Genomic DNA, 13,054 nt, shown 5'->3' on the forward strand with positions numbered 1-13,054 from the left:
ATTGTTTTGTCAGCAGGATATATCTTCGATGAGCCAAGCCACGAATCAGTCTTGGGGCGGTCGCTTTAGCGAGCCCACCGATGCCTTTGTTGCACGCTTCACCGCGTCAGTTAATTTCGACCAGCGCCTGGCCCCCCAGGACATCCAGGGCTCCATCGCCCACGCCACTATGCTGGCTCGGGTAGGCGTGCTCACCGATGACGAGCGTGATGCGATTATTAATGGCCTGAACGAGATTCAGGGCGAAATCGAGCGCGGCGAGTTTAACTGGTCGGTGCCGCTGGAAGATGTGCATATGAACATCGAAGCGCGGCTGACCGAAAAGATCGGTATTACCGGCAAAAAACTCCACACCGGGCGCTCGCGCAACGACCAGGTCGCCACCGATATTCGCCTGTTTATGCGCGATGAGATCGATGTTATCGAAGTGGAGCTCAAGCGTCTGCGTGAAGGCATGATCGAACTGGCTGATCGTGAAGCCGAGACCATTATGCCCGGTTTTACCCACCTGCAAACCGCCCAGCCGGTCACCTTTGGCCACCATATTCTGGCTTGGCAAGAGATGCTGGCCCGGGATCACGAGCGCCTGCTGGACTGCCGCAAGCGCGTCAACGTCATGCCATTGGGCGCCGCTGCGCTGGCAGGGACGACGTACCCGATTGACCGCCACGTTACGGCAGAGCTTCTAGGCTTTGACCGTCCAACGGAGAACTCTCTGGACGCGGTCTCGGATCGTGACTTCGCTATCGAATTCACCAGCTTTGCCAGCATCCTACTGATGCATCTTTCGCGCATGAGCGAAGAACTGGTGCTATGGACCAGCGCCCAGTTCAACTTTATCGACTTGCCCGACCGCTTCTGCACCGGCTCTTCAATCATGCCGCAGAAGAAAAACCCCGATGTGCCTGAGCTGGTGCGCGGCAAAACCGGCCGCGTGTACGGCCACCTGATGTCGTTGCTAACGCTGATGAAATCGCAGCCGTTGGCTTACAACAAAGACAATCAGGAAGATAAAGAGCCGCTGTTCGATGCAGTAGATACCGTGCGCGACTGCTTAAAAGCGTTTGCCGATATGGTGCCCGCCATTGAGCCCAAGAAAGCCAGCATGTATGAAGCGGCGCGGCGTGGTTTCTCTACCGCGACGGACTTGGCCGACTACCTGGTGCGCAAAGGCGTGGCCTTCCGCGACGCCCACGAAATCGTCGGGCAGTCGGTGGCGTATGGTCTTAAAAGCGAAAAAGACCTGTCTGAGATGAGCCTGGATGAGCTCAAACAGTTCTCCGATACCATCGAGCAGGATGTGTTCGAGGTGTTGACCCTGGAAGGCTCGGTAGCCGCCCGGAACCATATTGGTGGCACAGCACCCAACCAGGTGCGGGCAGCTGCACAGCGAGCGCGTGAGGCGCTGAGTGCGCTCAAGGCGGGCGCATGAAAACGCTGGCAATCATGGCCCTTTCGGCGCTGCTGTTAACCGCGGTTGTCGGCTGTGGGCAAAAAGGGCCGCTTTATCTGCCGGAAGATGCACCCGCTGACGAGCAATCTGCCCAGGCGTCTGAATAGATAGCTGCAGGCCCAGGAGAAGGGGAGAGCACCATGGACTATTTTAATTACCGCGATGGCGTGCTGTATGCCGAAGATGTACCGCTGTCACGCATTGCCGACGAGTTCGGCACGCCCTGCTACGTCTACTCAAAAGCGACGTTTGAACGTCACTTTCGCGCCTATACCGAAGCACTGGGTGGCCATCCGCACCTGATTTGTTACGCGGTGAAAGCCAACTCCAACCTGGCGGTGCTGGGCCTGTTGGCCAAGCTGGGCGCGGGGTTCGATATTGTTTCCATTGGCGAGCTTGAACGGGTGCTAAAAGCCGGTGGCGACCCGGCGAAAGTAGTGTTTTCGGGCGTTGCCAAGCAGCCCCATGAAATGGTTCGTGCGCTGGACGTGGGCATTAAGTGCTTTAACGTTGAGTCACGCCCCGAACTTGAACGCTTGAATCGCGTTGCCGGTGAGCTGGGTAAAATTGCCCCGGTCTCGTTGCGGGTCAACCCAGACGTGGATGCGGGTACTCATCCGTATATCTCCACCGGTTTGAAGGATAATAAGTTCGGCATCCCGGTGGATGAAGCGCTGGCGGTTTACGAACTAGCCGCAAGCCTGCCCAATTTGCAGGTGAAGGGGCTCGACTGTCACATCGGTTCACAGCTAACTGAAACCGCGCCTTTCCTGGACGCCCTTGATCGCCTGCTGGTGCTTATGGAGCGGCTGCGTGAGCGGGGCATCGAAATCGAGCACCTGGATTTAGGCGGCGGTTTAGGCGTGCCTTACCGCGATGAAAAGCCGCCCCAGCCGTTTGATTACGCTAGCCAACTGCTGGCGCGGCTTTCGCGTTGGGAAGGTGGCGAAGCGCTTACGTTACTGTTTGAACCCGGTCGCTCCATCGCCGCCAATGCGGGTGTCATGCTCACTCGGGTAGAGTTTCTCAAGCCCGGAGAGACCAAGAACTTCGCCATTGTCGATGCGGCCATGAACGACCTGATTCGCCCGGCGCTGTACCAGGCCTGGCAGGCGATTGTGCCGGTGGATACTCGTCAAACACGCGAAAGCGCCCTTTACGACGTAGTGGGCCCAGTGTGTGAAACGGGTGACTTCCTGGGTAAGGAACGCGAGCTGGCGATTACCGAAGGCGATCTTTTGGCGGTGCGCTCGGCGGGGGCCTACGGTTTTGTTATGGCGTCGAACTATAACAGTCGCCCTCGCGCCGCCGAGTTAATGGTTGATGGCGACAGCTGCCATGTGGTGCGCGCGCGGGAAACCGTTGCCAGTCTGTGGGCGGGTGAAGCGCTGCTGCCCGAAGGGGGGCGTTGATGCTGTTACACTTCACCAAAATGCATGGCCTGGGTAATGACTTTGTCATGGTGGATCTAGTCACTCAGCGCGCCCGGTTGGACGAAGCTCAGATTCGTGCACTGGCAGACCGGCGTTTCGGCATTGGCTTTGATCAGTTGTTGCTCGTCGAACCGCCCCGGGATCCAGAGATGGATTTTCGCTACCGCATTTACAATGCTGACGGCAGTGAAGTGGAAAATTGTGGCAACGGTGCACGCTGCTTTGCCCGCTTCGTGCGCGATCAGCGATTGACCCACAAGCATGAAATCCACGTAGAAACCGCCGGGGGCCCGTTGGTGCTGACCGTGCAGCACGACGGTATGGTGCGAGTGGATATGGGCCGCCCGCGGTTTAGCCCTTTGGCGCTGCCGTTCGATGCCCCTGGGGATCAACCCCTGCATCAGTTACAAGTGGGTGATGAAACGCTGCAGATCGGCGTGGTCTCTATGGGAAACCCACATGCTGTGATGCAGGTTGAGAACGTTGATAGCGCCCCGGTGGAGCGCCTCGGGCCGTTGGTAGAGGCGCATCCGCGTTTTCCCAAGCGTGTTAACGTGGGCTTTATGCAGGTACTCTCGCCCAGTGAAATTCGTTTGCGTGTGTATGAGCGCGGCAGTGGCGAAACGCTGGCCTGCGGTACCGGTGCCTGCGCTGCAGTGGCCAGCGGTATTCGCCAGGGGCTGCTAAAAAGCCCCGTAAAAGTCCATTTACCCGGTGGAGAGCTCAGCATTGAGTGGCCTGACCCTGAAGGGGCGCTAACGATGGTGGGGCCAGCTACACGCGTCTTCGATGGCCGCGTAGCACTTAATTAATTCGAGGAGAACGGCGATGTCACAAGCCCCTGAACCCCGCAAAACGCTCGAGCCTGATCAAGTGGCGTTCTGGCTGGCGCGTCATCCCGATTTTTTCGTCGGTCGTGAAGGGTTACTGCAGCAGCTGCAGGTGCCCCACCCGCATATCGACGGGGCGGTGTCACTGCTAGAACGCTTGGTGTTAGACCTGCGCAAGCGCGCGGAAACCGCCGAGGGCCGCCTGGAGCACCTGCTGGAAACCGCTCGCCATAACGAGTCCCAGTACCGCCGGCTGCGGGAAACGTTGATAGCCCTGGTGGAAGCGCCGGATCGCGATGCGCTGGCGCAAGCATTGGCCACTCAGCTTAGCGAGCGCTTTGAAACCCCGGCCATGGCGCTGTGGTGTCCGGCCACGTTAAGCGATAGTGAACCGACGCCGCCTCAACCGCCACGGCACGTGCTTGATCAACATGCCAGCACACGGCTGTCGGCGCTGCTGGATGGCCGCACTAGCCGCTGTGTGAAGCTTAGCGTCAGCGACTGGAAGTGCTTGCTGCCCCATGTCAAAGCGCCGCGCAAAGCCGGTTCCTGTGCGATTTCACGGCTCTCGGCGGGTGACCCTTTGGGCTATTTGCTGCTGGCCAGCCCCAGCCCTGACGCCTATCGGGCCAGCATGGATACGCTGTTCACTGAGTACTTGGGTGATATCGTCGCGCGCCTGCTGGTGCGCCTGGGCGACTATGGCTGAAGCTCTTCCAACGGAAATAACGATAGCCAAGCGCGTTGAGGCTTTTTTAGCGGCGCTGGCATACCATGCTAGCCCTGCCACGGTGGCGGCTTATCAGCATGATTTGGCCGCACTGTGTAACTTCACCGAGCGACGCGATGTGACAAATCCTGCAGCGTTAGATACCGCTCTGCTGAGGGCTTTTCTGGGGTCGGAGCGTAGCCGGGGGCTGGCGCCTAGAAGCCTTGCCCGGCGGCGGGCGGCACTTTCCCGCTTCGCCGATTACCTGGTCAAGCAGGGTGTGCTGGTCGATAACCCGGTGGGACTACTGCGTACGCCCAAACAGCCCAGCCACCTGCCGCGCCCGGTGGATGTCGATGCCCTGGCGCGCTTTCTCGATACCCCCCACGATGGCTCGCCGCTGGGCGTGCGAGATCAGGCTATTCTTGAACTGTTTTACTCCAGTGGCCTGCGCTTAGCGGAGCTGGCGGCGCTTGATTTGGGCGATTTGCAGAATAGCCGGGTAAGGGTGATCGGCAAAGGCGGCAAGCCGCGTCAGGTGCCGGTAGGGCGCCGCGCCCAGCAGGCGCTGGCTGAGTGGCTGGGATGTCGCTCAGCGCTGGCACCTATTACTGAGCAGGCGCTATTTGTGGGCCAGCGCGGGCAGCGCTTGGGCCATCGTGCCATTCAAAAGCGTTTAGCTCAGCTGTCGATTGCCCGTGGCTTGCCCGAACACCTGCACCCGCACCGTTTGCGGCACTCCTTTGCCAGTCACCTGTTGGAGTCGAGCCAGGATCTGCGCGCCGTGCAAGAGCTGTTGGGGCACGCCAATCTATCGACCACGCAAATCTACACCCGGCTTGATTGGCAGCATCTGGCGACCAGCTACGACGCAGCGCACCCCCGTGCTAAACGAGGCCCCAACGACAGTAAGAATAGCCCCAGGAGCAAACCATGACGATGCTGCAGGCCATTACCTTCGATTTGGACGACACCCTATGGGACAACCACGGAGTCATGGCGCGTACCGAAGAGGGCCACTACCGCTGGCTACTGGAGGCACTTGAGGCATGGCGAGCGGCACGCCAGGAAACAGCGCTGGCGTTATCCCACGAAAGCGGCGGGCTGGATTATCTGCAGCGCCGTCAACAGTTGGCAAAAGAGGTGCCCGAACGGCGCGGCGACTTCACTTGGCTACGTTTGCGCTCACTGGAGGCCCAGTTAGAACACGCAGGTCTGCACCGCAGTGCTGCGTTGATGTGGGCAGCAGCAGCGATGAATGAGTTTCACCGCCTGCGCGTGCAGGTCACGCCCCATCCAGAAGCGGCCGGACTGCTGGCTGCCCTGGCAGAGCGCTATCAGTTGGCGGCGATCACCAACGGTAATATTCATCTTCAACGTCAGCCGCTGGCTGGCTACTTTCCGGTGGCCATTGCCGCGGGCGAGTTACTGGCGCCCAAGCCTGATCCGATGCCGTTCCTCACCGCGCTGTCGCGCTTAAACGTCGCCCCCGAGTGCGCTATGCACGTGGGCGATTCGTGGCAGGAGGACGTGCTCCCTGCCCAGCAGCTGGGCATGCACGCGGTATGGATTTCTGAAGCGGAGGATCAGCCGCTCCCCCCGCGTGTGCATCGTATTGCCCATATTAAAGAGCTGCCCAGCATTCTCGAGAAGTTAGAGGCGCATCATTCTGGCGGTGTATACAGCCACTGATTGAGTTTCTGGGACAGCGTATCGACGCCGTCGCGCTTGAGTGAAGAGAACAGCTGAACAGAGACGAGGTCTTCCCACTCTTTCAAGCGTGAGCGCACTTTTTGCAACGCAGCGCTGGCAGGGCCTTTTTTCAGTTTGTCGGCTTTGGTGAGCAAAATATGCACCGGCATGCCGCGCTGGTCAGCATAATCGAGCATCATTTGGTCGAACTCGGTGAGCGGGTGGCGCACGTCCATTAGCAGTACTAAGCCGCGTAGACTGAAACGGTTGCGCAGGTACTCGGCTAGGTGCTTTTGCCACTCTAGCTTGACCGCCTCCGGCACCTTGGCGTAACCGTAGCCGGGTAGGTCGACCAAACGCCGCGACTCGTCGTTCATAACGCTGAAAAAGTTGATCAGTTGGGTGCGCCCCGGTGTGCGCGAGGTGCGCGCTAACGCATTTTGTTGCGTTAATGCGTTGATAGCACTGGATTTGCCCGCGTTTGAACGCCCGGCAAAGGCTACTTCTGCGCCGGTATCATCCGGGCACAGGGCCAGGGTGGGGGCGCTGATAAGAAAACTTGCCGTCGGGTAGTTCAGCCGAGGGACTGGGCTATCATGGGGGGTAGTCATTGGGTTGATCCTGAAAAACGAACATAAAAGCGGCCTACTCTGCGCACTATCACCTCTCTATCGCTTCGATAAAGTAGAACGCATGATAGCGACTCATGATAGAGAATTGAGAGCAGTACCGCGACGAATTACCCCTAAAGCAGTCCAGCACTTGCATTCCCGCCGCTGGGGTGATTCGTTATAATGCAAGCGGTTTATATCTGCGACCTGGGGCGCTAGTGTACCATCGCGATACGTTGTTGGTATTAGCGAAGGTTGGTATTGGCGGAGCTAACCCTGGTAACTTGTGAAACCTGGGAAGCGCCCAGGGTGCGTACCAGTCAAACATAAAACGGCATAGTGGAATAGCAATGAGAAAGTTACTGGCAAGCCTAGCAATTACCATGGGCGCCGTTGGCATCGCCCACGCTCAAACGGACTATCAAGCTGATGCTGACGCATCCGCTGGCCAGGAAATGGCCCAGACCTGTGCCGCCTGTCATGGGCAACAGGGCATTAGCCCATCGGGCGCTTTCCCTAATCTAGCGGGTCAGCAGATGTCCTATCTGGCGAAACAGATTATGGATATCCGCGACGGCAACCGCATGGTTCCCCAAATGGCCGGCCAAGTGGATGACTTCTCCGACCAGGATGCCTGGGATGTGGCAGCACACTTTGCGCGCCAGGATGCCAACTTGGGCCAGACCAGCGACGAAGACGCTGAGTTGCTGGCTCGCGGTGAAGAGCTTTACCGCGCTGGTGATATGTCCAAGGGCATTCCTGCCTGTTCAGCCTGCCATACGCCAACGGGTGTCGGTATCGGCAGCGCCGTTTACCCCGGTCTATCTGGGCAGCACGCTCAGTACACGGTCTCAACGTTGCAGGCATTCGCCTCAGGTGATCGTAACAATAGCCCCAATAACATCATGGGCGACATCGCTTCAAAAATGAGCGACAACGATATGGAAGCAGTGGCTAACTATGTATTGGGTTTAAACTAAGTGTTGGGTTTGAACTAACGTTCTAACCCTGGGCGTTTAAAACCACACATAGACAGCCTACATACTTCCTTATGCCGTTTGCGGGTTCTCACTAGGCAACGTTCTTGGCAACGTTTGCTAACTGAGGGAACCCGCTAATGTATCCACGGTCTCACCCTTCGCTTACCCATGGAGAAACTTTTACAATGTCTAAAACGCGAGCGATGTTTAAAACGTTAATGGTCGCACTGGCCGGTTTGGGGCTTTCTGCGGCAGTGAGTGCCCAGGAAGTGGTTGAAGGCCAACATTATGAGCTGCTTGAAACGCCGGTAGAAACCCAGGTTGATGACGGGCAAATTGAAGTCACCGAAGTATTTTGGTTTGGCTGCCCGCACTGCTACCGCCTGCAAACGCCGATTAATGAGTGGTACGAGACCCTGGACGATGACGTTAGTGTCGTCAAAATGCCCGCCACCATGGGTGGGGATTGGAATACCCACGCTACAGCATTCTATGCAGCTGAGTCGCTGGGTATCGAAGAGGAGCTACACGCCGACTTCTTTAACGCCATTCATCAGGAAAATCAGTCGCTCACAGAGCCCGATGAGATTGCTGCTTTCTTTGCCAACTACGGCGTCAGCGAAGAAGAGGCCAAGCAAGCGCTGACTGACTTTGGTGTGCGTAGCGAAGTGAATGATGCCAATAACCGTATGCGCAAAATGAAGTTAATGGGTGTGCCTGCCCTGGTGATTGATGGCCGTTTTCTGGTGACGCCGAGCTCAGCCGGTAGCCTGGAAAACATGCCGAAAGTCGCTGAAGCGTTGGTTGAGCAGGTGCGTGAAGAGCGCACAGAGTAACCGTGTTGCGTGAAGCGAGGGAGCGTGACACAACAGCCATCAATGGCTCACGCTCGACGCTGTTTGAAGATGGGCACTTGCGTTTGCTGACCTTTAATTTGCAGGTGGGCATCCAGACCTCGGCGTACCATCACTATCTTACGCGCAGTTGGCAGCACCTACTGCCCAACCCGCGTCGCCAGAAGCGGCTGGACGTGATGGGCGAAGTGCTGAGCAAGTTTGACGTGGTGGGGCTGCAAGAGGTCGATGGCGGTAGTTTTCGCTCAAGCCGCGTCAATCAGGTGGAGTATCTCGCTGCCCAAGCGGGGTTTCCCCATCATGTTCAGCAGCTCAATCGCAATCTGGGGCACATTGCCCAGCACAGTAACGGTTTACTCTCGCGCTTGGTACCCAGCCAAATAGAAGAGCACCGTTTGCCGGGGGCAATGCCAGGGCGCGGTGCGATTCACGCCCGCTTTGGCGAAGGGCCTGATGCGCTGCATATCTTTGTTGCCCACCTGGCGCTAAGCCACCGCGGCCGGGTGCGTCAGCTCAACTACTTAAGCGATATTATTCAACCACTGCGCCACGTGGTGGTCATGGGGGATCTCAACTGCACCCCTGACCAACTGCACGCTCACGAGCGTTTTAGTGCGTCGCTACCGCTGCACCCGGTTAAACCCCTGTTCAGTTACCCCTCCTGGCAGCCGCGCCATGCGTTGGATCATATTCTGCTTTCGCAATCGTTAGAGGCCGCCGAAGTGCGGGTGCTGGATCATCTCTTCTCTGACCACCTGCCGATTGCTGTCGATTTACCCTTGCCCGAGGCCTGTTTAGCGGCAATTCGTTCAAGCGTTTAATAATAAGCACGCTGTGCACTCCGTGAGCGCTGCATTGTCCGCGTATATGCGCTATTGTCTGGGACGCTGATCCCCTTAGCCGTTTTACGCGAGACACTCCCATGTCGGACACAACACAACTACCTGCTTTTATTGGTGCGCTGGACCGCGCTTCCGAATGGTTCGGGCGTACCCTTGCGTGGCTGATCATCCTTATGATGTTGATTCAGTTCGCGATTGTACTGCTTCGCTATGCCTTCAGTGTGAATAGCATCTTCATGCAAGAACTAGTGATGTATATGCACGCCAGCGTGTTTATGCTCGCTGCCGCCTATACGTTTCGCCACGACGGCCACGTGCGGGTGGATATCTTCTATCGAGGCATGACCCCGCGTCGCCAGGCGTTAATCAATGTGGTGGGCATTATCACGCTATTGATTCCAGTGATGGTCTTTATCATCGCTTCCAGTCTGGGCTACGTGGCCAACTCCTGGCGTATTCTGGAGACCTCCTCCGATTACGGCGGTATTCCGGCAGTCTACGCTCTGAAAACCTTGATACCGTTGTTTGCCGTGCTGATGATCGTGCAAGGCGTGATTGAAATTGTGCGCAATGGCTACGTGATGACCGGGCGGATAACGCCGGGAGCTGCTGGTGGCAATCACCTTGAGGAGCGTGTTTGATGCTGGAATTTATGCCAGTTATTTTATTTGCCGTTATCTGTATTGTGTTGATGTTCGGCTTTCCCGTGGCGCTTTCGCTGGCGGGCACGGCGCTGCTGTTTGCCGGAATGGGACTCGGGTTGGAAGCCATCGGTATCGACGCTAACTTTGATAGTGGCTATCTTGCCGCCTTGCCCAACCGGCTCTACGGCATAATGACCAACCAAACGCTGTTGGCGGTGCCGCTATTTGTCTTGATGGGCGTGTTGCTGGAAAAATCCAAAGTGGCTGAGACGCTGCTGGATGCCATGGCTCTGCTGTTTGGTGCCATGCGCGGTGGCCTGGGTATTTCGGTGACCCTGGTGGGTATGCTGATGGCTGCCTCTACCGGTATTGTGGGGGCCACGGTGGTCACCATGGGGCTGATGTCGCTTCCCACCATGCTAAAGCGTGGCTACAGCACCTCGTTGGCAACCGGCACCATCTGCGCCACCGGCACTCTGGGGCAGATTATTCCGCCTTCCATTGCCTTGGTACTGCTTGGTGATGTGCTGTCATCGGCGTATCAGCAGGCGCAGTTGGATATGGGTATCTTCAGCCCTAAAACGGTCTCCGTGGGCGACCTGTTTATGGGCGCGCTGGTGCCTGGGCTACTTCTGGTCGTGATGTACATGGTCTATGTGGCCCTGGTGGCCTGGTTGCGTCCGCATATGGCGCCTGCTGCCGACCGTGAAGAGTTGATGGCCGAGCTTGGTCATACCTCAGGGATTGGCATGCTACTGCTCAAAGGGTTGGTGCCACCGGTGGTGCTGATTGTGGCGGTACTGGGCTCGATTCTTAGTGGTTTTGCCACGCCGACCGAGGCCTCAGCGGTAGGCGCCTTCGGCGCTTTAGTGCTGGCGCTGGCTTATCGTCAGCTCGATTGGGCGACGTTGAAGGACGTGCTGCGTTCGACCACTCACGTGACTACCATGGTGTTTTTGATCCTGATCGGTGCAGCGCTGTTTTCGCTGGTGTTTCGTGCTTACGGCGGCGAACACATGGTGACCGAACTGTTCGAGGGTATGCCTGGTGGGGTGGTCGGCGCGACGATCATCGTTATGCTGGTGATCTTTTTGCTCGGCTTTATTCTCGACTTTATCGAAATCACCTTTGTGGTGGTGCCCATTGTCGGGCCGATCTTGCTTGCCATGGGCCTTGACCCGATTTGGCTGGGCATCATGATCGCGATTAACCTACAAACGTCGTTCTTAACGCCGCCGTTCGGCTTTGCGCTGTTCTATCTGCGTGGCGTAGCGCCGCCATCTGTATCTACCTCGGCTATTTACCGTGGCGTTATCCCGTTTATCCTAATGCAACTGGGTATGTTGCTGATGCTAACGTTCTTCCCGCAGTTGGCAACGTGGCTGCCAGCGCAGTTTGGCTAATAAAGGGTTAGTTGAAAAACATCGCTGCTATCAACGTTAAGAAGTGGCAACCTAATTAATAAGCAGTAAATAGCCATTAATGGCCTGAAGTAAACCGCCTAGTGTTCTACGCTAGGCGGAGTATTCCCTACTCATAATAGTAATAATAGAAAGTAAGAGGGTTATTGTATGAAAGCCAAGACACTCCCTACTGCCATCGCCATGACGACTGCACTTTCCGCCAGTTTGTTGGCAGTCTCTAGCGTTGATAATCACGCCCAGGCGCAAGAGGAAGAATTCCGTTGGAAAATGGTCACCTCCTGGCCGAAAAATTTCCCAGGTGTTGGTCAGGGTCCCGAGCGGTTATCCCAGCTGGTCGATGAAATGTCGGATGGCCGCCTGACCATTGAAGTCTTCGGTGCTGGCCAGTTGGTACCGGGGTTTGAGGTGTTTGACGCCGTTTCTGACGGTACCGCTGAGCTAGGCCACTCCGCCTCCTACTACTGGAAAGGCAAAGCGCCTGCTGCGCAGTTCTTTGCTGCCGTGCCGTTTGGCATGAATGCACAAGAGATGAACGCCTGGCTAAGCTATGGCGGCGGTATGGAGTTGTGGAACGAGCTCTACGATGACTTCGGCGTTGACGTCATGGTGGCGGGTGCCTCAGGCGTGCAGATGGGCGGCTGGTACAACAAAGAGATCAATTCGGTTGCCGACCTCGACGGACTGAAAATGCGTATGCCGGGCCTGGGTGGCGAAGTGATGAGCCGCATGGGTGTCGCGATTGTGAATATGCCGGGCGGCGAGATATTTACTTCGCTGCAATCCGGTGCGATTGACGCAACAGAGTGGATTGGCCCTTACAACGACCTGGCATTCGGACTGCATCAAGCCGCCGACTATTATTACTACCCAGGCTGGCACGAGCCGACGGTCATGTTTGAGGCAATCGTTAACGAAGAGGCTTTCGCGGAGCTGCCAGCGGATTTGCAGGCGATCCTGCGTACCGCTATTAGCGACATTAACCAGAGCGTACTGGATGAGTACACCGCACGTAACAACGATGCGCTGGAAACCCTGGTGAACGAGCACGATGTTGAGCTACGCCGCATTCCCGATGACGTACTGGCCCAGGCGCGTGAGCACTCTCAAGATGTGGTCGCCGAGCTGGCTGAATCGAGCGAATTAGCTACGCGTATCTATGACTCCTATCAAGCGTTCCAGGAGAAGGTCGAGGATTACCACGCCATCTCCGAGCAGGCGTATTACAACGCCCGCAACCCGGAAGGTGACACCGCGCAATAGTTTGCCGTGCTTGATGCACACTAACGAGCCGCCTTCGGGCGGCTTTTGTGTGGTGCGCCAGGCATGGCGCGCAGCGCCTTGACCGGCGCTGTTCCTGGGGGTGGTGCTTCAGGATGACTTGGGGGTGAAAGTCCCCTGCACGCCCTGCAAGGGGAAGTGCTAGCCGACGGCAAGGGTGTCCCTCGCGAGGGGGAATCTGAAGGCAGCCCGAGGCAAAACGCTGGCCTGACGAACAGGAAGCGGATACGAGGCGTCATGGCGGGGTAAGGTGGCTACACTCACCAAAGCCCGATACTTGCACGGAACGCCATGATGTAAATCC

14 protein-coding genes are annotated in these 13,054 nt (G+C 57.3%); 13 read left to right on the forward strand and 1 reads right to left on the reverse strand.

The annotated features are described in order from the left end of the window. Positions 1 to 28: 28 nt before the first annotated feature. From argH to HALA3H3_RS08995, 7 genes are read left to right on the forward strand one after another with little or no spacing between them, the layout of a single operon-like run. Positions 29 to 1,432: an argininosuccinate lyase gene (gene argH / locus HALA3H3_RS08970; RefSeq protein WP_022521219.1), complete on the forward strand. Its 1,404-nt coding sequence runs from the start codon at positions 29 to 31 to the stop codon at positions 1,430 to 1,432. Next, on the forward strand, positions 1,429 to 1,560 hold the full coding sequence (lptM, locus tag HALA3H3_RS27320) for an LPS translocon maturation chaperone LptM (RefSeq protein WP_022521220.1): 132 nt from the start codon (positions 1,429 to 1,431) through the stop codon (positions 1,558 to 1,560). The genes argH and lptM overlap by 4 nt, the downstream gene beginning before the upstream one ends. Positions 1,561 to 1,593: 33 nt before the next feature. Then, a complete protein-coding gene (gene lysA / locus HALA3H3_RS08975) occupies positions 1,594 to 2,865 on the forward strand; it encodes a diaminopimelate decarboxylase (RefSeq protein ID WP_022521221.1) in 1,272 nt (423 codons plus the stop codon). Continuing rightward, complete coding sequence (dapF, locus tag HALA3H3_RS08980) at positions 2,865 to 3,698, forward strand: diaminopimelate epimerase (RefSeq protein ID WP_022521222.1); 834 nt, start codon at positions 2,865 to 2,867, stop codon at positions 3,696 to 3,698. The genes lysA and dapF overlap by 1 nt, the downstream gene beginning before the upstream one ends. A 16-nt stretch (positions 3,699 to 3,714) precedes the next feature. Next, positions 3,715 to 4,425, forward strand: coding sequence for a DUF484 family protein (locus tag HALA3H3_RS08985; protein WP_022521223.1), 711 nt, complete (start codon positions 3,715 to 3,717; stop codon positions 4,423 to 4,425). Next, on the forward strand, positions 4,418 to 5,362 hold the full coding sequence (locus HALA3H3_RS08990) for a tyrosine recombinase XerC (RefSeq protein WP_022521224.1): 945 nt from the start codon (positions 4,418 to 4,420) through the stop codon (positions 5,360 to 5,362). Before HALA3H3_RS08985 ends, HALA3H3_RS08990 begins: the two co-directional genes overlap by 8 nt. Then, a complete protein-coding gene (locus HALA3H3_RS08995) occupies positions 5,359 to 6,117 on the forward strand; it encodes an HAD family hydrolase (protein WP_022521225.1) in 759 nt (252 codons plus the stop codon). The genes HALA3H3_RS08990 and HALA3H3_RS08995 overlap by 4 nt, the downstream gene beginning before the upstream one ends. Here HALA3H3_RS08995 and yihA read toward each other — a convergent pair. Next, positions 6,090 to 6,728 carry a ribosome biogenesis GTP-binding protein YihA/YsxC gene (gene yihA / locus HALA3H3_RS09000; RefSeq protein WP_009286228.1) on the reverse strand — a complete coding sequence of 213 codons (639 nt, stop codon included), beginning with the start codon at positions 6,726 to 6,728 and terminating at the stop codon, positions 6,090 to 6,092. The two genes, HALA3H3_RS08995 and yihA, sit on opposite strands and share 28 nt — an antisense overlap. A gap of 350 nt (positions 6,729 to 7,078) precedes the next feature. On the opposite strand from yihA, the gene HALA3H3_RS09005 reads away from it, so the two are divergent. The 6 genes from HALA3H3_RS09005 (at position 7,079) to HALA3H3_RS09030 (ending at position 12,732) form a co-directional block, all read left to right on the forward strand. After that, entirely contained in the window at positions 7,079 to 7,708 is a 630-nt protein-coding gene (locus tag HALA3H3_RS09005; protein ID WP_022521226.1) for a c-type cytochrome, read from the forward strand. 203 nt (positions 7,709 to 7,911) lie between these two features. Beyond that, positions 7,912 to 8,544, forward strand: a complete 633-nt coding sequence (locus HALA3H3_RS09010) for a thiol:disulfide interchange protein DsbA/DsbL (protein WP_053857157.1) — start codon at positions 7,912 to 7,914, stop codon at positions 8,542 to 8,544. Positions 8,545 to 8,549: 5 nt separating this feature from the next. Further along, positions 8,550 to 9,383, forward strand: coding sequence for an endonuclease/exonuclease/phosphatase family protein (locus tag HALA3H3_RS09015; protein ID WP_089691363.1), 834 nt, complete (start codon positions 8,550 to 8,552; stop codon positions 9,381 to 9,383). Between the two features lie 101 nt (positions 9,384 to 9,484). Beyond that, on the forward strand, positions 9,485 to 10,045 hold the full coding sequence (locus tag HALA3H3_RS09020) for a TRAP transporter small permease subunit (RefSeq protein WP_009286227.1): 561 nt from the start codon (positions 9,485 to 9,487) through the stop codon (positions 10,043 to 10,045). After that, positions 10,045 to 11,451 carry a TRAP transporter large permease gene (locus HALA3H3_RS09025; RefSeq protein ID WP_022521229.1) on the forward strand — a complete coding sequence of 469 codons (1,407 nt, stop codon included), beginning with the start codon at positions 10,045 to 10,047 and terminating at the stop codon, positions 11,449 to 11,451. The genes HALA3H3_RS09020 and HALA3H3_RS09025 overlap by 1 nt, the downstream gene beginning before the upstream one ends. A gap of 168 nt (positions 11,452 to 11,619) precedes the next feature. Beyond that, on the forward strand, positions 11,620 to 12,732 hold the full coding sequence (locus HALA3H3_RS09030) for a TRAP transporter substrate-binding protein (RefSeq protein WP_009286225.1): 1,113 nt from the start codon (positions 11,620 to 11,622) through the stop codon (positions 12,730 to 12,732). Positions 12,733 to 13,054: the final 322 nt, after the last annotated feature.

The organism is Halomonas sp. A3H3 (assembly GCF_000982975.1).
In the GTDB taxonomy this organism is placed as follows: Bacteria; Pseudomonadota; Gammaproteobacteria; order Pseudomonadales; family Halomonadaceae; genus Vreelandella; species Vreelandella titanicae.

What these genes read in the sequence shown, in the direction of transcription:
- argH (WP_022521219.1), top strand. Translation starts at nt 29, where the DNA reads ATGAGCCAAGCCACGAATCAGTCTTGGGGCGGTCGCTTTAGCGAGCCC.
- lptM (WP_022521220.1), top strand. Translation starts at nt 1,429, where the DNA reads ATGAAAACGCTGGCAATCATGGCCCTTTCGGCGCTGCTGTTAACCGCG.
- lysA (WP_022521221.1), top strand. Translation starts at nt 1,594, where the DNA reads ATGGACTATTTTAATTACCGCGATGGCGTGCTGTATGCCGAAGATGTA.
- dapF (WP_022521222.1), top strand. Translation starts at nt 2,865, where the DNA reads ATGCTGTTACACTTCACCAAAATGCATGGCCTGGGTAATGACTTTGTC.
- HALA3H3_RS08985 (WP_022521223.1), top strand. Translation starts at nt 3,715, where the DNA reads ATGTCACAAGCCCCTGAACCCCGCAAAACGCTCGAGCCTGATCAAGTG.
- HALA3H3_RS08990 (WP_022521224.1), top strand. Translation starts at nt 4,418, where the DNA reads ATGGCTGAAGCTCTTCCAACGGAAATAACGATAGCCAAGCGCGTTGAG.
- HALA3H3_RS08995 (WP_022521225.1), top strand. Translation starts at nt 5,359, where the DNA reads ATGACGATGCTGCAGGCCATTACCTTCGATTTGGACGACACCCTATGG.
- yihA (WP_009286228.1), bottom strand. Translation starts at nt 6,728, where the DNA reads ATGACTACCCCCCATGATAGCCCAGTCCCTCGGCTGAACTACCCGACG.
- HALA3H3_RS09005 (WP_022521226.1), top strand. Translation starts at nt 7,079, where the DNA reads ATGAGAAAGTTACTGGCAAGCCTAGCAATTACCATGGGCGCCGTTGGC.
- HALA3H3_RS09010 (WP_053857157.1), top strand. Translation starts at nt 7,912, where the DNA reads ATGTTTAAAACGTTAATGGTCGCACTGGCCGGTTTGGGGCTTTCTGCG.
- HALA3H3_RS09020 (WP_009286227.1), top strand. Translation starts at nt 9,485, where the DNA reads ATGTCGGACACAACACAACTACCTGCTTTTATTGGTGCGCTGGACCGC.
- HALA3H3_RS09025 (WP_022521229.1), top strand. Translation starts at nt 10,045, where the DNA reads ATGCTGGAATTTATGCCAGTTATTTTATTTGCCGTTATCTGTATTGTG.
- HALA3H3_RS09030 (WP_009286225.1), top strand. Translation starts at nt 11,620, where the DNA reads ATGAAAGCCAAGACACTCCCTACTGCCATCGCCATGACGACTGCACTT.